Source organism: Agromyces sp. NPDC057679, assembly GCF_042799635.1.
In the GTDB taxonomy this organism is placed as follows: domain Bacteria; phylum Actinomycetota; class Actinomycetes; order Actinomycetales; family Microbacteriaceae; genus Agromyces.
Genome location: NZ_JBHVIK010000005.1, coordinates 297,194 through 313,840, shown reverse-complemented (window position 1 = coordinate 313,840; position 16,647 = coordinate 297,194). Strand labels below are relative to the sequence as shown.

Annotated in this window: 20 protein-coding genes, 1 tRNA gene and 1 pseudogene; 10 read left to right on the top strand and 12 right to left on the bottom strand. The window is 70.8% G+C overall.

Features of this window, described 5'->3' with window-relative positions:
* Positions 1-15: 15 nt before the first annotated feature.
* A complete protein-coding gene (prfB, locus tag ACFVAJ_RS20920) occupies positions 16-1,122 on the bottom strand; it encodes a peptide chain release factor 2 (protein WP_376947646.1) in 1,107 nt (368 codons plus the stop codon).
* Positions 1,123-1,219: 97 nt separating this feature from the next.
* Between prfB and ACFVAJ_RS20915 the strand changes: the two genes are divergently transcribed.
* Complete coding sequence (locus ACFVAJ_RS20915; protein ID WP_376947644.1) at positions 1,220-2,506, top strand: MFS transporter; 1,287 nt, start codon at positions 1,220-1,222, stop codon at positions 2,504-2,506.
* Positions 2,507-2,536: 30 nt separating this feature from the next.
* On the opposite strand, the gene ACFVAJ_RS20910 is transcribed toward ACFVAJ_RS20915, so the two are convergent.
* From ACFVAJ_RS20910 to ACFVAJ_RS20870, 9 genes and pseudogenes are all read right to left on the bottom strand, one after another.
* A complete protein-coding gene (locus ACFVAJ_RS20910) occupies positions 2,537-2,860 on the bottom strand; it encodes a hypothetical protein (RefSeq protein WP_376947642.1) in 324 nt (107 codons plus the stop codon).
* A 58-nt stretch (positions 2,861-2,918) separates the two neighbouring features.
* Positions 2,919-3,317: a PPOX class F420-dependent oxidoreductase gene (locus ACFVAJ_RS20905; protein ID WP_376947640.1), complete on the bottom strand. Its 399-nt coding sequence runs from the start codon at positions 3,315-3,317 to the stop codon at positions 2,919-2,921.
* A gap of 67 nt (positions 3,318-3,384) precedes the next feature.
* Positions 3,385-3,837, bottom strand: a complete 453-nt coding sequence (locus ACFVAJ_RS20900) for a pilus assembly protein TadG-related protein (protein WP_376947638.1) — start codon at positions 3,835-3,837, stop codon at positions 3,385-3,387.
* On the bottom strand, positions 3,837-4,286 hold the full coding sequence (locus tag ACFVAJ_RS20895; RefSeq protein ID WP_376947636.1) for a hypothetical protein: 450 nt from the start codon (positions 4,284-4,286) through the stop codon (positions 3,837-3,839). The genes ACFVAJ_RS20900 and ACFVAJ_RS20895 overlap by 1 nt, the downstream gene beginning before the upstream one ends.
* Before the next feature lie 10 nt (positions 4,287-4,296).
* Positions 4,297-4,686 carry a TadE/TadG family type IV pilus assembly protein gene (locus ACFVAJ_RS20890; RefSeq protein ID WP_376947634.1) on the bottom strand — a complete coding sequence of 130 codons (390 nt, stop codon included), beginning with the start codon at positions 4,684-4,686 and terminating at the stop codon, positions 4,297-4,299.
* 23 nt (positions 4,687-4,709) lie between these two features.
* Complete coding sequence (locus ACFVAJ_RS20885; RefSeq protein WP_376947632.1) at positions 4,710-4,886, bottom strand: hypothetical protein; 177 nt, start codon at positions 4,884-4,886, stop codon at positions 4,710-4,712.
* A gap of 24 nt (positions 4,887-4,910) precedes the next feature.
* Positions 4,911-5,855: a type II secretion system F family protein gene (locus tag ACFVAJ_RS20880; protein ID WP_376947630.1), complete on the bottom strand. Its 945-nt coding sequence runs from the start codon at positions 5,853-5,855 to the stop codon at positions 4,911-4,913.
* A gap of 190 nt (positions 5,856-6,045) precedes the next feature.
* A pseudogene (locus tag ACFVAJ_RS20875) lies at positions 6,046-6,330 on the bottom strand (type II secretion system F family protein); the annotation flags it as partial.
* Positions 6,331-6,698: 368 nt separating this feature from the next.
* Complete coding sequence (locus ACFVAJ_RS20870) at positions 6,699-7,928, bottom strand: CpaF family protein (protein ID WP_376947628.1); 1,230 nt, start codon at positions 7,926-7,928, stop codon at positions 6,699-6,701.
* A 105-nt stretch (positions 7,929-8,033) separates the two neighbouring features.
* On the opposite strand from ACFVAJ_RS20870, the gene ACFVAJ_RS20865 reads away from it, so the two are divergent.
* From ACFVAJ_RS20865 to ACFVAJ_RS20840, 6 genes are all read left to right on the top strand, one after another.
* Positions 8,034-8,423: a PadR family transcriptional regulator gene (locus tag ACFVAJ_RS20865; protein ID WP_376947626.1), complete on the top strand. Its 390-nt coding sequence runs from the start codon at positions 8,034-8,036 to the stop codon at positions 8,421-8,423.
* Entirely contained in the window at positions 8,420-9,376 is a 957-nt protein-coding gene (locus tag ACFVAJ_RS20860) for a permease prefix domain 1-containing protein (RefSeq protein WP_376947624.1), read from the top strand. Before ACFVAJ_RS20865 ends, ACFVAJ_RS20860 begins: the two co-directional genes overlap by 4 nt.
* A 99-nt stretch (positions 9,377-9,475) precedes the next feature.
* On the top strand, positions 9,476-10,840 hold the full coding sequence (locus ACFVAJ_RS20855; RefSeq protein ID WP_376947622.1) for an acyltransferase: 1,365 nt from the start codon (positions 9,476-9,478) through the stop codon (positions 10,838-10,840).
* Between the two features lie 15 nt (positions 10,841-10,855).
* Positions 10,856-10,937 (top strand) — tRNA-Leu (locus ACFVAJ_RS20850).
* Positions 10,938-11,077: 140 nt separating this feature from the next.
* A complete protein-coding gene (locus ACFVAJ_RS20845) occupies positions 11,078-12,259 on the top strand; it encodes a flavohemoglobin expression-modulating QEGLA motif protein (protein WP_376947620.1) in 1,182 nt (393 codons plus the stop codon).
* On the top strand, positions 12,256-13,254 hold the full coding sequence (locus ACFVAJ_RS20840; RefSeq protein ID WP_376947618.1) for a glutathione synthase: 999 nt from the start codon (positions 12,256-12,258) through the stop codon (positions 13,252-13,254). The genes ACFVAJ_RS20845 and ACFVAJ_RS20840 overlap by 4 nt, the downstream gene beginning before the upstream one ends.
* Before the next feature lie 46 nt (positions 13,255-13,300).
* On the opposite strand, the gene ACFVAJ_RS20835 is transcribed toward ACFVAJ_RS20840, so the two are convergent.
* Positions 13,301-13,945 carry a hypothetical protein gene (locus ACFVAJ_RS20835; protein WP_376947616.1) on the bottom strand — a complete coding sequence of 215 codons (645 nt, stop codon included), beginning with the start codon at positions 13,943-13,945 and terminating at the stop codon, positions 13,301-13,303.
* Positions 13,946-14,043: 98 nt separating this feature from the next.
* Between ACFVAJ_RS20835 and ACFVAJ_RS20830 the strand changes: the two genes are divergently transcribed.
* Both ACFVAJ_RS20830 and ACFVAJ_RS20825 read left to right on the top strand, forming a co-directional pair.
* Positions 14,044-14,448 (top strand): hypothetical protein, encoded by a 405-nt coding sequence (locus ACFVAJ_RS20830; protein WP_376947614.1) that lies wholly within the window; start codon positions 14,044-14,046, stop codon positions 14,446-14,448.
* Positions 14,449-14,585: 137 nt separating this feature from the next.
* Positions 14,586-14,855 (top strand): hypothetical protein, encoded by a 270-nt coding sequence (locus ACFVAJ_RS20825; RefSeq protein ID WP_376947612.1) that lies wholly within the window; start codon positions 14,586-14,588, stop codon positions 14,853-14,855.
* Positions 14,856-14,924: 69 nt separating this feature from the next.
* Here ACFVAJ_RS20825 and ACFVAJ_RS20820 read toward each other — a convergent pair whose 3' ends face one another.
* Positions 14,925-15,794 carry an LLM class flavin-dependent oxidoreductase gene (locus ACFVAJ_RS20820; RefSeq protein WP_376947610.1) on the bottom strand — a complete coding sequence of 290 codons (870 nt, stop codon included), beginning with the start codon at positions 15,792-15,794 and terminating at the stop codon, positions 14,925-14,927.
* 103 nt (positions 15,795-15,897) lie between these two features.
* Between ACFVAJ_RS20820 and ACFVAJ_RS20815 the strand changes: the two genes are divergently transcribed.
* On the top strand, positions 15,898-16,575 hold the full coding sequence (locus ACFVAJ_RS20815; protein ID WP_376947608.1) for a heme oxygenase (biliverdin-producing): 678 nt from the start codon (positions 15,898-15,900) through the stop codon (positions 16,573-16,575).
* The last annotated feature ends 72 nt before the right edge of the window (positions 16,576-16,647 follow it).

Below are 16,647 nucleotides of genomic sequence, written 5' to 3'. Positions count from 1 at the left end.
GTCAGGCCGCGTCGCTCAGTCTTCCTTGCGCTTGCGCCACTTGATGCCGGCGGCGATGAGGCCGTCGAGGTCGCCGTCGAACACGATCGCCGGGTTACCGACCTCGTAGCCGGTGCGCAGGTCCTTCACGAGCTGCTGGCCGTAGAGGAAGTAGGAGCGCATCTGGTCGCCCCAGCTCGCGGTGATGGTGCCCGCGAGCTCCTTCTTCTGGGCCGCCTCCTCTTCGCGCTTCTGCAGGAGGAGTCGGGTCTGGAGCACCCGCATCGCCGCGGCGCGGTTCTGGATCTGCGACTTCTCGTTCTGCATCGACACGACGAGGCCGGTCGGGATGTGGGTGATGCGCACCGCGGAGTCGGTCGTGTTGACCGACTGGCCGCCGGGGCCCGACGAGCGGAAGACGTCGACGCGGATGTCGTTCTCGGGGATCTCGACCTCCTTCGCCTCCTCCATGATCGGGATGACCTCGACCGCGGCGAAGCTGGTCTGACGCTTGTCGGCGCCGCCGAAGGGGCTGATGCGCGCGAGACGGTGGGTGCCGGCCTCGACCGAGAGCGTGCCGTAGATGTACGGGGCGTCGATCTCGAAGGTCGCCGACTTGATGCCCGCGCCCTCGGCGTAGGAGGTGTCGAGCACCTTCACCGGGTAGTTGTGCCGCTCGGCCCAGCGCAGGTACATGCGCATGAGCATCTCGGCGAAGTCGGTGGCGTCGTCGCCGCCCGCGCCCGAGCGGATCGTGACGACCGCGCCGCGCTCGTCGTACTCGCCGTCGAGCAGTGTCTGCACCTCGAGGTCGCCGACCGTCTTCTGCAGGGCCGCGAGCTCGGCGCGGGCCTCGTTCGCGCTGTCCTCGTCCTCCATCTCGAGGGCGAGCTCGACGAGCACATCGAGGTCGTCGAGGCGCTGCTCGACGTCGGTGATCTTCTTGAGCTCGGCCTGGCGGTGGCTGAGCGCGCTCGTCACCTTCTGCGCATTGGCCGTGTCGTCCCACAGGTCGGGCGCACCGGCCTCTTCCGAGAGGCGGGCGATGTCGGCTTCGAGGGCATCGACGTCGACGACGGCGCGGATGTCGTTGAAGGTGGCGCGGAGTGCGGAGATCTCGGGCGCAAGGTCAAGTTCGAGCATGGCGCTCTCCAGCCTAGTCGCGCGCGGGGCCGATGCTCACGCGGATGCCTCGCGCGAGGACCTGGGGCGTTGGGCCGGCGGGTGTAGCGTCGGGGTGATGACCACCGCCACGCCTCCGTTCTCGTGGCGCGGCATCGTCCTCCCGGCCTACCTGCCGACGCTGCTGTTCTCGCTCGGCGAGGGCGCCATCATCCCCGTCATTCCGGTCGTCGCGACCGAGCGCGGCGCCTCGCTCGCCCTCGCGGGCCTCATCGCCGCGATGCTCATGGTCGGCGAGCTCGCGGGCGACCTGCCCGCCGGATGGCTCGTGGCCCGCATCGGCGAACGCAACGCGATGATCGGGGCGGCCCTGCTCGCCGTGACCGGGGTGCTCGTCGCGCTCGCCTCCCCCACGAACTGGGCGCTCGGCATCGGCGTGTTCCTGCTCGGGCTCGCGACGGCGGTGTTCGGACTCGCCCGGCACGCGTTCCTCACGAGCTACGTGCCCGAACGGGTGCGCGCCCGCGCCCTGTCGACGCTCGCGGGCGTGTTCCGTGCGGGATGGGCGATCGGCCCGTTCGTGGCGGCCGGCATCATCGCGTTCGCCGGCTCGTCGGAGCCCGTGTTCTGGGTGCTCGTGGCGAGCTGCTTCGCGGTCGTCGTCGTGCTCGTGCTGCTGCCCGACCCCGAGCGGGTGTTCGGGGCGGCGCGGCTCGCGCGCGAGGCATCCGCCGCCGATGCGGCCGTCGGCGATGGTGCCGATGTCACGACGGCCGGTCGGGCCGCAGCGGATGCCTCGTCGCACGGCGTGTTCCGCGCGATCGTCGTGCACCGGGCGGTGCTCGCGCGCATCGGCACCGGGGTGGGGCTGCTCGCGGCGATCCGGGCGAGCCGCACGATGATCCTGCCGCTGTGGGCGGTGTCGATCGGCGTGCCGCCCGAGCAGGCGGCACTCGTGATCGGCGTCTCGGCGACGATCGACTTCGCGCTGTTCTACGTGAGCGGCCAGGTGATGGACCGCTTCGGCCGGCTCTGGAGCGCGATTCCCGGCATCGTCGGGCTCGCGGTCGGGCACCTCGTGCTCGCCGTCACCCACGACGTGCCGGCCGCAGTGGCCTGGTTCACCGCCGTCGCGGTGCTCTTCGGCGTCGCGAACGGGCTGTCGAGCGGCGTGATCCTGACGCTCGGCGCCGACCTCGCGCCGAAGGCGAACCCCGCGCCGTTCCTCGGGGCGTACCGCACGATCGGCGACGCCGGGCAGGCGGTCGCGCCGCTCGTCGTCGCGGGCGTGACCTCGCTCGTGTCGATCATGGCGGCGGCCGCGACGATGGGCGTCGTCGGCCTCATCGGCGCCGCGATGCTGCTGCGCTGGGTGCCGCGCTACGTGCCGCGTCGGCGGCGCTGAGGCACCGACGGGGCCGGTGCGGGTGCCGGGTCACCCCGATTCGGGGTCGGTCTCCGAGTCCTCTTCGGCCTGGAGCGTTGCGAGCACGCTCAGCAGCAGGAAGCCCAGGCCGCCGACGGCGATGAGGCCGACCAGCCAGTTCGCCGCGCCGGCGACGGGCCCGAGCCCGTGGAACTGCACGCCGATCACGCTGAGCACGAGTCCGACGAGGGAGCCGGCCACGATCGTGAACGTGACCACCCGGAACCAGCGTCGGCGCCGGATGCTCAGGTCGATCGAACGCTGCTCGAGCACCACGGTGATGAGCACGAGCGGATAGACCGCACTGAGCACCGCGCAGGTGGCTTCGGTCATGTGCGCGAGCCTAGCGCCGGCGAGCGCACCCCGGTGAGCCGCCGGCGCCGGGCTGCGATCAGCGCCCGTTGACCTTCTCGAGCTGCATCACGAGGATGACCCGGTCGGCACGGTCGTCGGGCGACTCGGTCTCGGGGTCGCCGTAGCGCTGCCCGAGTCGCACGTAGAAGTCGCCGTCGGGGTCGGGGATGACCTCGCTCAGCGTGCCGCGCACCTCGACGTACTTGTGGGCGTTGTCGGGGTCGGTCATCGCAAGGGTCATCGACGGGTTCTGCTGCAGGTTGCGGAACTTCGCGCGCTTCGTCGTGTGCGTGAAGCGGATGGTCTGCGAGTCGGCGTCGAACTCGAACCACATCGGGTTGATCTGCACCTCGCCGTTCGGGCGGGTGGTGCCGAGGAAGGCGAACACGGGCGCGTGGAGGATGCGGGTGAAGTGGTCGTTGATCTCGATCGTCATGCTTCAAGTCAAGCAGGCGTGGGCGCCGGGCATTCCCGGCGCCTCTTCGATCTCGAATCGGGGCACCTCAGTGGAACACCGAACGCGCCGTCGCGGTCACCTCGATCGGCACCTCGACGGGGATGAACTCGGTGTCGATCGGCGCGTTCCACACCGCCCGGAGCGTGACCGTCGCCGTACGGCCGTCGGGCGACTCGGCGGCGACGAGCTCGAGCCCGTCGAGTTCGTGCACCGCGTCACCGAGGTAGGCCGTCGCAGCGCGGGACGCCTCGGTGTCGTCGAGCTCGAGGGTGAACTCGCCGTCGTCGACGCTCACGTCGTCGAGCGCCCACGCCTCGGCCGCGGCGAGCGCGGCGCCGTCGGCGAGGGTGAAGAGGCGTTTGCGGTCGAGGTAGAGGGAGGTCGCCGAAGCGACGACGAGGATGAGTGCGAGGCCGAGCACGCAGAAGAAGATCGTGAGCAGCATCGTCGATCCGGATTCCTCGCCGACGTGGCGCGTGCGCGCGGCGAGTCGGCGCATCACGGCTCGACCGCCGCAAAACGCGAGACCGTCTGGGTGGCACTCGCCTCGAGCGGCACGCTGCCGACTTGGTCGAGCGAGAGCACGTCGGGCACGAGCGGAAGGCCCACGCTCGCGTGCACGGACACCCTGATGCGACTGCCCGGCACGTCGCAGTCGGCGGCCTGGCAGTCGATGGTGACGGAAGCCGCTCCGGCGTCCACCCCGTAGTCGGCGAGCGCGACCCGCACCGCACGCTCGACGGCCGATTCGGCCGACGCCCGGTCACCCGCCTGCACCGCGACGCGCGCCGCCTGTCGCGCCGCACCCTCGACCGCGAGCGCACCGCCCTGGATCGAGGCGAGGGCGAGCACGAGGTAGACGAGCGGCACGAGCAGCAGCATCCCGACGGTGAGGAACTCGAGCGAGGCAGACCCGTGCTCGCTGCCGCCGACCCGATTCGGTCGCACCCGACGCGGCTCAGTCGAGACGCTCGACCGCGGCATGGCCCGTCACCTCCAGCCCGTGATCGACGCCGAGCAGCCCGACGACCGGCATCGTCGCCCGCACGGTGACCGCGATCACCGGCACCCCGTCGACGCTCGTGCGACCGGCCGTGACGTCTCGTGCGTAGTCGGCCGAGATCGCCGCACTGATCAGTTCGCGGGTGCGCTCGACGCCGTCAGCGTCGTCGGCACCGGCGAGCGCGGCGTACCTGGCCCCCTCGGCGGCCGCGTCGAGCACGGTGTTGCGCACGTGCAGGGCCAGCGCCAGCTGCACGACCGCGAGCGCGAGCGCCGTGAGCAGCACGCCGACCATGGTGAACTCGGCGACGGCCGAACCGCGCTCCTCGCGCAGGAGACGACGCACCGCGGCCGGGGATGGCGGAAGTCTCAGGCCCCGAGCACCCGCTGGATCGCCTGGTTGAAGACGTCGCTCAGCGCGGGGCCGGCGAGCCCCCAGATGAGGATCACCAGCCCTGCGGTCATGAGGGTGATCAGCACCCACCCGGGCACGTCGCCGCGTTCGTCGCGGAGCCGGCGTCGGATGGCGAGGAGTGACGTTCGCATCGAGGTTCCTTTCATCGTCGGGCATCAGAAGCCCGTCTGCAGTACGAGGTAGCCGGGGAACAGCGCGAACGCGATCGTCACCGGGAGGATGAGGAAGATGAGGGGCACGAGCATCGCGATCTCCTTGCGACCGGCGAGTTCGATGATCGTGCGCTTCGCCGCCTCGCGCGCGTCGCCGGCCTGCGAACGCAGCACGGCGGCGAGCGGCGCGCCCCGCTCGAGCGCGCCGAGCACCTGGTCGAGGGCACGCGAGAGACCGGCATGGTCGACGCCGTCGCGGAGTTCGGTCAGGGCCGCCGCGAGCGGCACCCCGGCGCCGACGCTCGCCACCACGTTCGCGAACTCGCGCGGAAGCTCGCCGTTGCCCGCCGCGCCGACCCGACGCAGCGCGTCGAGCATGCCCTCGCCCGCGGTCAGGCTCAGGGTGAGGAACTCGAGCACGGTCGGAAGCTCCTCCGAGATGCGAGCGAGGCGGCGGCGGGCGCTCCGCTGGAGGAGCCAGTCACGTGCGACCGCACCGAGGGCGGCCCCGATGAACGGGGCGGCGACGCGCACGATCGTCGGCATGCCGCCGAAGCCCGGCGCGACGAGTGCCAGCCCCGCGCCGAGGGCGAAGCCGACCGCGGCCCAGGCCAGCTGCTCGCCCCTGAACCGTTCGACGCTCTTCGGGGACCCGGCCTGCCGAAGGCGCTTCACGACGATCTCGTTGCCGCCGAGCCACGATGACAACACGCCGCGGAGCCACCGCAGAGCCGGCGCCACGACGACGCCGAGCACAGGAGTCGGGTCGGCCGGTCGCTTGGCGAGGAGTGCGCGGGCCTCGGGCGACAGGTCCGCGATGTACGGGGCGACCCGCTCGGCCAGACGGGGCCGGCCGATGCGCGGCACCGCGGAGACCATGAGCCAGAGTCCCAGGCCGGCGAGGACGCCGAACACGAGGCTCAGCGCCGTCGCGTTCAGGTGAACCATCGGCGCTCCTCGGGCAGCCGACCAGCGCGATCATGCTGCGATAGGCGATGAGAGTGACCCCGAGCCCGACGAGGATGAGCACGGCGCCGGCCGGCGAGTCGTACGCCGCGATCGCTTCGTGCCGCGAGGCGAGCACCAGGAGCAGCAGCCACGGTGCGGCGACGCCGAGCCGCGCGGCATTGCGGATCCACGACTGCCGGGCGACGACCTCGGCGCGGAGCGCCGCGTCCTCGCGAAGGTACCCCGCCAGGCCTCGGAGCACAGCCGTCACGTCGCTGCCCCCGACCTCGCGAGCCATGCGCAGCGTCTCGATGATCCGGTCGGCGACCGGATCGGCGAGCTCTGACTTCAGGCTGTCGAGGCACGCCGAGAAGTTGCCGGTGCGGCGGAACTCGCGTTGGAACGATGAGAAGGCGGCCCGCGTGGGAGCCGGGCCGAGCTCGGCGAGTGCGCCGACGCTCTCTGGCAGGGACATCCCGGCGCGGACCGAAGCGACCAGATGATCGACGACATCGGGCCACACCGCCCGGTTCGCAGCGCGACGGCGCGCGGCGCGGCCGCGTACGACGAACGGCACCAGCAGGGCTCCGAGCACCGCCCCCGTGACCGTGAGGAACGGGATGGCGAACACCGCGTGCACGAGCGCTCCGACCACCGCGGAGAGCATCAGGCAGACGACGGCGACCACCGCCACCGGCACGCTGCCGAGCCCGGCCAGCGCGAGCAAGCCGCGCAGCCGCTCGAACGCCGCCGACGCTGGGCGCTGCTCGACGCGACGCGGCCACAGCAGCGGCGCGGCGACGAGCAGCAGGCCGAGACCGAGTGCCGCGCCGAGCACGAGGCTCATCGAGGGTCTCCGAGGACGTGCCCGGGGTCGAACCCACGGGCGTGGAACTTCTCGAGTCGCGCGGGCCGCTTCCCGCTCGCGACGAGCGAACCGTCGCGGGTGGTGAAGATCGGCTCGGCCTCGACCGACGCCCCGGTGCATCCACCCGTCGGAGCGAGGATCTCGGCGACGCGGCGCCGACCGTCGCGGTCGATCGCGAGGTGCACGACGAGGTCGATGCAGCTCGCGACCGTCGGCACGACGAACGCGGAGTCGATGTTGCGTCCGGCCAGCAACGGCAGCGTCGAGAGCTTCACGAGGGCGTCGCGAGCCGAGTTGGCGTGGATCGTGCACATGCCGGGAAGGCCGGAATTGAGCGCGATGAGGAGGTCGAGGCTCTCGGCTTCGCGCACCTCCCCGACGATGAGCCGATCGGGGCGCATGCGCAGCGCCTCCTTGATGAGGCGGCGGAGCGTGATCTCCCCGCTGCCCTCGAGATTCGGCTGCCGGCACTGCAGCGAGACGAGGTCGCGAACGTCGAGATCGAGCTCGAAGGTCTCCTCGACGGTGACGACACGGTCGCCGACGCGGGCGCTCGACATGAGTGCGTTCAGCATGGTCGTCTTGCCGGTGTGCGTCGCGCCCGAGACGAGGATGTTGGCGCCCGCGAGCACCGACATGCGGAGGAACTCGGCGGCCTGCAGCGTGAGCGAGTCGAGTTCGACGAGCGACTGGAGCGATCGAATGCGCCGCTGGAACTTGCGCACGTTGACCGCCCAATGGGTCCGCGCGACGTCGGGGATCGCGACGTGCAGCCGCGATCCGTCGGGCAACGAGGCGTCGACGAACGGCGAGCTGAGGTCGACACGGCGCCCGGTGTGGGCGAGCATGCGTTCGACGAGTTCGCGCACCTCGCGATCGGAGAGCACCACGCTGGTGAGTTCGGCGACGCCGCCGCGGGCGATGAACACCCGCGTGGGGCCGTTGATCCAGATCTCCTCGACCTCGTCGTCGTCGAAGAACGGCTGCAGCGGGCCGTACCCGGTGAGCGAGGCGACGACCTCGCGGGCGGTGCCGTGCTCGTCACCAAGCCCGGCGTGCGCGCCGCCGAGGGCGCGCTCGCTGTATCGGCGCACCTCGTCCCGGGCGTAGCGGGCGGCGAGCTCGTCGTCGCCCGCGAGATCGACCCCGTCGCGCAGCACGCGCGTGCGCACCCGCTCGGCGATGGTGCGGACGGCGTCGGACATGGGACCCATCATGGGGCGGTGCGGATGACCCGCCCCGAAGTTATCCACAGCGAGGCATCCATTCGCTTGTTCACATTAGGTAGTTGATCTGTTACAGTACTCAACATGATCCAAGATTCAGCGGCATCCGGCGACGCCTTCGCGGCCGACCTGCTGCGCGGGCACACCGACACGATCGTGCTCGGCGTGCTGCGCGAGCACGACAGCTACGGCTTCGAGATCTACAAGCACATCCGCGATGCGACGGGCGGGGGCTACGAGATCAAAGAGGCCACCCTCTACGCCAGCTACCGCCGGCTCGTGCGCGACGGCCTGGCCGAGGCGTACTGGGGTGACGAGTCGCAGGGCGGCCGTCGCAAGTACTACCGCATCACCGACGCGGGCCGCGCCGCCTTCCGCCAGAACGTGGCGAGCTGGGTGGCCACCCGCACCATCATCGACTCCCTGCTCGGCAGCCACGCGGCGCCGGCGAACACGAAAGGCTCCCTGCGATGAGCGACAACCGCAGCCCCCGCACCTCGACCGAGGTGCACCGCCTCCTCGACGAGGCCTTCGCGGGCATCGACCCCACCCCCGAGGCGCAAGACCTGAAGGAGGAGATCCGCGACAACCTGCTCTCGCGGGTCGCCGAGCTCGAGGTCGACGGCGCCTCCCCCGCCGAGGCGGCCCGCCGCGCGGTCGACGAACTGGGCGACGTGCGCGAGCTCGTCGCAGCCGCGTCGGGCGACGTGGATGCCTCGGCGCCGGCCTCGTCCCCGCGCGGCACCCGCCCCGGGGCATCCGCCGCCGAACTCGCCGAGCGCAACCGGGTGCGCCCGAAGCCCGTCTTCGTGGTGCGCACCGTCGTGCTCGCCATCGTGGCGGCCGCCGCCCTCGTCGCCCTCGTGCTCGGGCTCACGCCCGTGCTGCCGCTCGCCACCGGTGCGCTCATCGCGATCGCCGCGGTGCTCGGCCTCGCGATCGGTGTGATCACGGGCGACGCGCTCCACCAGGAGACGACGACGAACTACCCGCTACCGGTCGGCCGGGCCGTGCTCTTCGGCACCGCGACGGGCCTGCTCGTCGCGGGCCTCGGCTTCGCCGCGGTCGTCGCGGTGCGGCTCGACCTCGTGTGGCTCGTGCTCGCCGCCGTGCTCGTGATCGTCGCGATCGCCGTGCTCAGCGCGCTCGGCGCCACCCAGACCAACCGGCACAAGCCCTGGGTGGTCGCCATGCAGCGCGATGCCGCCCGGGCGGGAAACCGCTTCGAGGAGGACCCGGCCGCCGCCGCCCGCTTCGGCATCTACTCGGCCGTGATCTGGCTGACCGCATTCGCGCTCGTGCCCGTGCTCGGCTTCACGGTGGGCTGGTGGTGGGCGCCGCTGCCGGTCGTCGGCGCCTTCATCGCGATGATGCTCGTGCTCGCGCGCATGCTCTTCGGCCACGAGTCGTCGCGCTCCTCGAACTGACCATCGCGACACGCTCGCGGCGCCCTTCCACAGCCACTGGGAGGGGCGCCGCCGCGTTGCTAGGCTCGGCTCACCCGACCAGCCCGCACCCGGAGAACGATGACCGCAGAGCCGCGATCGACGCCGTCGACGCCAGAACCCGCGCCCGCACCCGTGGCTGACGCGGCTGCCGCCCGCTCTGGCGGGCAGACGGCTGCCCGCGACGCCGGGCTCACCGCAGCCCTCGCCTCCCGCGACCTCGTGGTCGACCTCGCCAGGGTCGCGTGCATCCTGCTCGTCGTCGTCATCCACCTGCTCATGATCGGCGTCGGCTACGCGCCCGACGGCTCGCTCGTCGTCTCGCGCCCGCTCGAGGCACAGCCGTGGTTCGCCGCGGCGACCTGGTTCGGGCAGATCATGCCGCTCTTCTTCGCCGTCGGCGGCTTCACCGCCCTCGCCGCGTGGCGCAGCCTCGCCCGGCGCGGCGGCGTTGCGACCGCCTTCGTTCGCGGACGCGTGCTCCGCCTCGCCGGGCCGGCGCTGCCGCTCTTCGTCTTCTTCTCGATCGTGCTCGGCGTCGCCACGCTCATCGGCGTCGACCCCGCGCTCCTCGACACCATCGCGACCGGCACGGGGTCGCCGCTCTGGTTCCTCGCGGCGTTCCTCATCGCGCAGTGCGCGGTGCCGTGGATGTCGCAGCTGCACGAGCGGGCTCCGCGCATGACGCTCGTGGTGCTCGCCGCCGGCGCCGTCGTCGTCGATGTGCTGCGCATCACCTCGGGCATCGCCGAGATCGGCCTCGCGAACCTCTTCTTCGTCTGGCTCTTCGTGCAGCAGCTCGGCTTCTGGCACTCCGACGGCTGGTTCCGCCGACGCCGCCCCGCTGTGCTCGTCGGGCTCGCCGCCGCGGCGTACCTCCAGATCTGGCCGCTCGTCGCGCTGGGGTGGTACTCCCCCGACATGCTCGTGAACCTCAACCCGCCGACCGTGCCGCTCATGCTGCTCGGCATCGCGCAGATCAGCCTGATGAGCGCCCTGCACCGTCCGCTCAGCGCACTCATGCGTCGCCGACCCGCACAGGCGGTCGTGCACCTCGTCGGCAGCCGCGCCATGACCGTCTACCTCTGGCACCTGCCGGTGATCATCATCGTCGAGGGGCTCTCGCTCCTCATTCCAGGAGCCGCTCCCGAGCCCGGCAGTGCCGGATGGTGGGCCAGCCGGCCGCTCGCGCTCATCGTCGTGCTCGGCATCGTGTTCGCGATCGCGCCGCTCCTCGTGCGCTTCGAACGTCTGCCGACCGCGATCCCCGAGGGGTTCCGCGCGCCGTCGCCGATCGCCACTGCGGCCGCGGCCGTGCTCGCGATCGTGCCGCCGTTCCTCGTGATGCAGTGGTTCCTCGACCTGCCGATCGCGCTCATCGGCACCGCATCGCTCGTCGTGGTGCTGCTGCTGCTCCGACCGCGGCGCGGGGCCCTGCGCGCATAGACTGTTCGGGCACTCGCGGGAGTGGTGAAATCGGCAGACACGCAGGATTTAGGTTCCTGTGCCTTCGGGCGTGAGGGTTCAAGTCCCTCCTTCCGCACGAAGGAGCGGCCCCGACTTCCCCGGTAACGCAGGGAAGTCGAGGCCGCTCATCGGCCCTCTTGACCGAGTCCCCCCACATTAACCTGGGGAGGAGTCAAGGGGTGGGCCGGCTCCACACCCCGTGGGTATGTTGATGAGATGTCCTCACTGACCGAGCAGCTGGCGCCCGCGCTCGACATCGACGCCCGGCTCACCGAGATCGAGCGCCGCGTGAACCTGCTCGTCAATGTCACGCCGGTCAACGCGGCAGAGGCGTGGGTGGACTTCGAGCGAAGTGACTTCGGCACAGCGCCCACGCTGCGGCTGCGTCCGCTCGACTTCGACCCCGACCTGGCGCACCGCGAGCTGTACGACCTCGAGGTCGAGAACGTGGACGACCCGGCACTGCACACGCTCTTCCGGGCGAAGCGGGACGAGATCGCCCGGCAGATCACCTCGCTGGAGGACCGCGACACGTCGCGGTTCCTGTACGGGTCGCTCCAGCTCTACGGAACGGTGACCCCTCCGCTGGCCGCCGCGGCGGAGGAACTGCTCGAGGCCATCCCCCCGCAGGCGCCGAGCACCCAGACCGTCACGGCCGGGGCGTTCGCCGACGCGGCGCGTGCCGAGTTCGAACGCTACCGCGCCGTCTACCCGGAGTTCCCGGTCCGCGTCGAGGTACGCGACGACATCTCCGAGCTGATGGTGTCGTTCGGCCGCCTGCTCATCCCGGAGTCCGCCGCCTTCCGAGCCGACCGCGTCGAGCCGTTGCTCCACCACGAGGTGGGCACCCACGTGGTCACCTACCAGAACGGCGCCCGGCAGCCGCTGACGCTGCTGACCATCGGCCTGCCCGGCTACGACGAGACCCAGGAGGGCCTCGCCGTGCTCGCCGAGTACCTGACCGGCGGGCTGGACCCGCGGAGGCTGCGCGTGCTCGCGGCACGAGTGGTCGCGGTCGGCCAGATGGTCGACGGCGCCGGCTTCCTGGACATCTTCGAGTCGCTGCGGACCGAGCACGGCATACCAGCACGGACCGCGTGGTCCATCGCCATCCGGGTCGTCGTCGGGGGCGGCTCGGTGAAGGATGCGATCTACCTCCGCGGGATCACGCGCATCCTCGAAGCACTCGCCGAGGGCAGCCGCCTCGATGTCCTGCTCGTCGGCAAGCTCGCGTTGGACCACATCTCCCTCGTGCAGGACCTGCTCGACCGCGAGGTGCTCCACGCGCCGTGGGTTCGGCCGCGCTGGCTGGATGCGCCGGGCGCACAAGAACGACTGGAGGGGCTGCGCGCGGGCGCGAAGGTCACCGATCTCTACGAGGGAGGCGTGGCGGCATGAGGCTCGCATTTCTCGTCAACGACGTCGACACCGAGGTGGACGAGTACACGACCACCCGCCTCGCCAGAGCGGCAGCCAGGCGCGGGCACGAGACCTGGTACGTGGGTGTCGGCGACCTCGAGTTCGGCAGCAACGACGGGCTGTTCGCGGCCAGGGCGCGCGCCGCGAGGTGGAAGCGCGACGACACGCTCGCGAGCTTCATGGAAGGGATCAAGGAGCGCGACGCCGAGCGGATCGTCATCGACGACCTCGATGCGCTCGTGCTGCGCAATGAATCGATCGACGACCTGCAGGAGCGCCCGTGGGCCAGCCCGATGGGCGTGGTGTTCGGGCAGATGATCGCGGCGCGGGGAGTGACGGTGGTCAACGACCCGGACACCCTCCATCGCGCGACCAGCAAGCTCTACCTCGAGGAGTTCCCCGAGAAGGTCCGACCACGGTCGCTGGTGACACGCAGTCCCGAGGCGATCCAGCAGTTCGTCGACGAGGTCGGCCATTGCGTGGTCAAGCCGCTGTACGGGGCGAAGGGGCGCAACGTCTTCATGATCGAGGGCCCTGACGAGACCAACCTCGCGCAGATGACGGAGGCGGTCCTGCAGGACGGCTACGCCATCATCCAGGAGTTCATCGACGGAGCCAAGGACGGCGATGCCCGGATCTTCCTGCTGGAGGGCCGAATCCTCGAGCGCGACGGCAAGCCGGCCGCCTTCCGGCGCGTGCCCACCGGCAACGACCCGCGCGCCAACATCAGCACCGGCGGTCGATCGGTGCCCCTCGAGCTCGGCGAGGCCGAGCTCGGCATCATCGAGGCGATGGGCGACAAGCTCGTCGCCGACGGCATGTTCCTCGTGGGCATCGACGTGATCGGCAGCAAGGTGGTGGAGATCAACCCGGAGAGCCCGGGCGGATTCCAGAGCGTCGAGCGGCTCTACGACATCGACATCGCCGAGACCGTCATCGACGCCCTCGAGCGTCGCGCGAGCCGCGGGTCCTGAGCCTGATCACCGGGCATCCGGTGACGACTCCTCGTCCTCGTTGGCCTCACTTCCGCCGCTCATCAGGGCCACCCGGGGTCGGCGCGCCCGAACTCTTGATGTCCGCGAGCATCGTGCTCAGCCGGGTCGCCTCGTACTCGTCCAGCTGTTGCCGGACGCTTTCCGGATCAGCCACCCAAGAATCGATGGCTCTGTTTTGTGAGTACGTCCGAGGTCTGATTCGATACGGACGACGCGCCTCGGCATACTCCGTGCCGGTGAGACCGCCGACCGTTCTCGAATACTCACCTGCCTTGTCGACGAGCATCCGAACCAGTCGTTCACCGAGATCTTCCCCGCCCCGCTGCAGATCTCGCCGAAGCCGGTCCCGCTGCCTGTCGAGTTCCTTCCGCGCCTTCTTGCTGTTCGCATGCGCGTTGAGAATCTCGCCCGAATACCACTCCTTGATGTCGACGGCGAGAACGCGTCGCCTGCCGAGCGCTGCCTCGTGGCGCTCGGTCTTCCAATGCTCTTCGCTGAGTTCGGTCGCTCGATTCGCCGTCCTCCACGACATCACCGCAACCACGACCGATGCGATGGCAAGGACAACGGTTGCGATCGGCGTGACGACGCCGACCCATGAGGTCGTCAGCCGCTCGTCCAACAATGCGTAGAACCGCTCAAGCCACGCTTCGAACTCTTCCCCCGACATACGCCGCACGTTATCGCCAACAGGCGAAGGCGCTCCAGTATCCGGTAGCGATTCTCCCCGAGGTGCTTCGCCCCTGTCAGCCGCCCTAGGATGCTGCGGTGTCTCGCATGCTGCTGGTGCTGTCCCTGGGTTTCGGGCTCGGTGCGATTCTGTGCGCGATCCAGTACGTCCTGATCCGCGCCGAGCGCTTTCCTCGGAATCCATTCATCGGATTGCCGGGGTACTCGCGGAAAAGCGATGAAGTGTGGGTGCGAGCGCACGAAGCCGCAAGGCCATGGATCGGCCGCGCCGGAGTCTTCGCTGCGATCGCATCCGTCATCGCAGGCGTCGGCTTGGCCGTCGGGTCGGGCATGGAGACCACCTGGGACGGCCTGAGCGTCTCCAGCGCGGCGAGCGGTGCCGTAGCGGCAGGACTCTACCTGTTCGGGGCGAACGGAGCTGCCGACGAAGCCACGAGGAGAATGACTGGACGTCGGCGTACCTCCCGGAAGCGAAAGCGCTGAAACGCGAGCATCCGCACTCCGGGCTCCCGGCGCCCGAGCCGTCGTCCGAGCCGGCGAACTGGCTCCGACGTTCCTCGAGTCCCGGCGCCACGGGCTGAGGAGCCCGCGGGCGGGCCGCGGACACCCGATAATGAAGCATGTCCTCCTCTTCCGAACGCCGTTCCAATCCGACTGCTTGGGCCGCGTTCTGGTTCGCACTTGCCGGCCTCGTGCTCATGCCGATCCCGCTGTTCATCGGGCTGATCCTCGGCGGCGCCCTCTCGATCATCGCCGCGATCCTCGCCGTCATCGCCCTCCTCAAGGGGCTCGCGCGCAGCGGCACGGGCATCGCTCCCGTCGTGTTCGCCGCGATCTTCATCGCGCTCACTTGGGGCGGCATCTCGGTCGGCGGCGGCACCGTCTGGTAGGTCGACCGGCCGCCGGTTCCCGCTGACGCCCGATCGACGAGCCCGGCAGCACGAGCCGCCCGTCGCCGCTCAGTCGACGCGCGGCGGCCCCGCCGCCACCCGCTCGCGGGAGTACTGCTCGACGCGGTCGGCGGACACCGACCAGTCGGTGTCGAGCCACCAGGTCGCGCCGGCCTCGGCCCACGGGCGTACGACGGCGGCGTCGACGACCGGGTCGAGCCCAGCGGTCGTTCCCTCCTGCACCCAGTCGAACGGTTCGTCGGCGATGCCGAGCCGCTCGCGCTCGGCCTGCAGCCAGGCCATCGCCTCGGCGCCGGTCTCGGGAGTGAAGAACTCGCGCTGCGCGTCGGGGCCGACCGCTCCCCCGCCGGGCGGGGCGAAGTTCGGCAGCCAGCCGTCGAGCCGCGCGACGCGACGCATCGACTTCGGCCGCGGCCAGACCCCGACGGCCCAGATCGGAATGCGCGGCTGCACTGGCTGCGGCGGCAGCATCATGTCGGCTCGGCGCACGGTGTAGTGCGGCCCCTCGTGCTCGAACGGCTCGCCGCGCCAGAGCCTCGGCAGCAGTTCGAGCGATTCGTCGAGCAGCTCGGCACGCACGCGCCGGCCCGGGTCGTGCTCGAAGATCCAGAAGCGCTCTTCGGCCGTCTCGGGCACGCCCAGGCCGACCGAGAGCGTCACCCGCCCACCCGAGAGCCGGTCGACCGTCATCGTCTGGCCGGCCAGCTCCCACGGGCGACGACGCGGCACGGGCGTGAGCATCGTGCCGAGCCGAATCTGCGAGGTGCGCATGGCCGCCGCGGCGAGCACCGACCACGGGTCGGTCGCCCAGATGCCCTCCCAGACGAAGAAGCCGTGCCAGCCGTGCTGCTCGGCGAGTGCGGCGAGCTCGACGGCGACCTCGGGATCGCTGCCGGGGTAGATGAATCCGTAGCGCATGGCGGCGACGTTACGCCGGACGTCCGACATGGGTGCTGAAATCCCGAGCCCTGCACGGTAAGGTAAGCCTTACCTGCCGAACTTCTCCACCCGAAGGAACGAAATGTCGAGCGTCTCCACCACCGTCAGCCCGAGCTCCGCCGTCGCCCAGCACGAGCAGGCCGAACCGCTCGACGTGGCCGCGCTCGTCCGCGCCGCCTCCGCCGACGACCACCGCGCCACCGAGTCGCGCGGCTTCATCACCGAGCTCATGGGCGGCGAGCTGACGCTCGACGACTACACCCGCTACCTCGCGCAGTTCGCCTGGGTCTACGAGGCGCTCGAGGCGCGAGGCATCCGCGACGGCGACCCCAGCGTCTTCGACCCCGAGCTCGCCCGCATGGCGGCCATCGAGTCCGACCTCGCGGCGCTCGGCGCCGCCGACTGGCGCGAGACCCACCCGGCGCTGCCCGCCACCGCCGAGTACGCCGCGCACCTGCGCAGCCTCGCCGACGACGACGTGCGCTACCTCGCGCACCACTACACGCGCTACCTCGGCGACCTCTCGGGCGGCCAGGCCATCGCCCGGCTCGTCGCACGCCACTACGGCGCGACGCCCGAGCAGCTCGCGTTCTACCGCTTCGACATCGCTGCCGACGAGGGCGTCGTGCGATACAAGCGCGGCTACCGCGAGGCCATGAACGCCCTCGCGCTCGAGCCCGCACAGGTCGACGCGCTCATCGACGAGGTGCGCAACTCGTTCCGCCTGAACGGCGCGATCTTCGACGCACTCGCTGCCTGAGCGGCCGTCGGCCCCTCACGGGCGGCGGTCGTCACTCCACAGAGTGAGCGGAGGGTCATCCTGCAGTGGGAT

Coding starts and splice junctions, on each gene's coding strand:
- prfB (WP_376947646.1), bottom strand. CDS start 1,122: ATGCTCGAACTTGACCTTGCGCCCGAGATCTCCGCACTCCGCGCCACC.
- ACFVAJ_RS20915 (WP_376947644.1), top strand. CDS start 1,220: ATGACCACCGCCACGCCTCCGTTCTCGTGGCGCGGCATCGTCCTCCCG.
- ACFVAJ_RS20910 (WP_376947642.1), bottom strand. CDS start 2,860: ATGACCGAAGCCACCTGCGCGGTGCTCAGTGCGGTCTATCCGCTCGTG.
- ACFVAJ_RS20905 (WP_376947640.1), bottom strand. CDS start 3,317: ATGACGATCGAGATCAACGACCACTTCACCCGCATCCTCCACGCGCCC.
- ACFVAJ_RS20900 (WP_376947638.1), bottom strand. CDS start 3,837: ATGCGCCGACTCGCCGCGCGCACGCGCCACGTCGGCGAGGAATCCGGA.
- ACFVAJ_RS20885 (WP_376947632.1), bottom strand. CDS start 4,886: ATGCGAACGTCACTCCTCGCCATCCGACGCCGGCTCCGCGACGAACGC.
- ACFVAJ_RS20880 (WP_376947630.1), bottom strand. CDS start 5,855: ATGGTTCACCTGAACGCGACGGCGCTGAGCCTCGTGTTCGGCGTCCTC.
- ACFVAJ_RS20870 (WP_376947628.1), bottom strand. CDS start 7,928: ATGTCCGACGCCGTCCGCACCATCGCCGAGCGGGTGCGCACGCGCGTG.
- ACFVAJ_RS20865 (WP_376947626.1), top strand. CDS start 8,034: ATGATCCAAGATTCAGCGGCATCCGGCGACGCCTTCGCGGCCGACCTG.
- ACFVAJ_RS20860 (WP_376947624.1), top strand. CDS start 8,420: ATGAGCGACAACCGCAGCCCCCGCACCTCGACCGAGGTGCACCGCCTC.
- ACFVAJ_RS20855 (WP_376947622.1), top strand. CDS start 9,476: ATGACCGCAGAGCCGCGATCGACGCCGTCGACGCCAGAACCCGCGCCC.
- ACFVAJ_RS20845 (WP_376947620.1), top strand. CDS start 11,078: ATGTCCTCACTGACCGAGCAGCTGGCGCCCGCGCTCGACATCGACGCC.
- ACFVAJ_RS20840 (WP_376947618.1), top strand. CDS start 12,256: ATGAGGCTCGCATTTCTCGTCAACGACGTCGACACCGAGGTGGACGAG.
- ACFVAJ_RS20835 (WP_376947616.1), bottom strand. CDS start 13,945: ATGTCGGGGGAAGAGTTCGAAGCGTGGCTTGAGCGGTTCTACGCATTG.
- ACFVAJ_RS20825 (WP_376947612.1), top strand. CDS start 14,586: ATGTCCTCCTCTTCCGAACGCCGTTCCAATCCGACTGCTTGGGCCGCG.
- ACFVAJ_RS20820 (WP_376947610.1), bottom strand. CDS start 15,794: ATGCGCTACGGATTCATCTACCCCGGCAGCGATCCCGAGGTCGCCGTC.
- ACFVAJ_RS20815 (WP_376947608.1), top strand. CDS start 15,898: ATGTCGAGCGTCTCCACCACCGTCAGCCCGAGCTCCGCCGTCGCCCAG.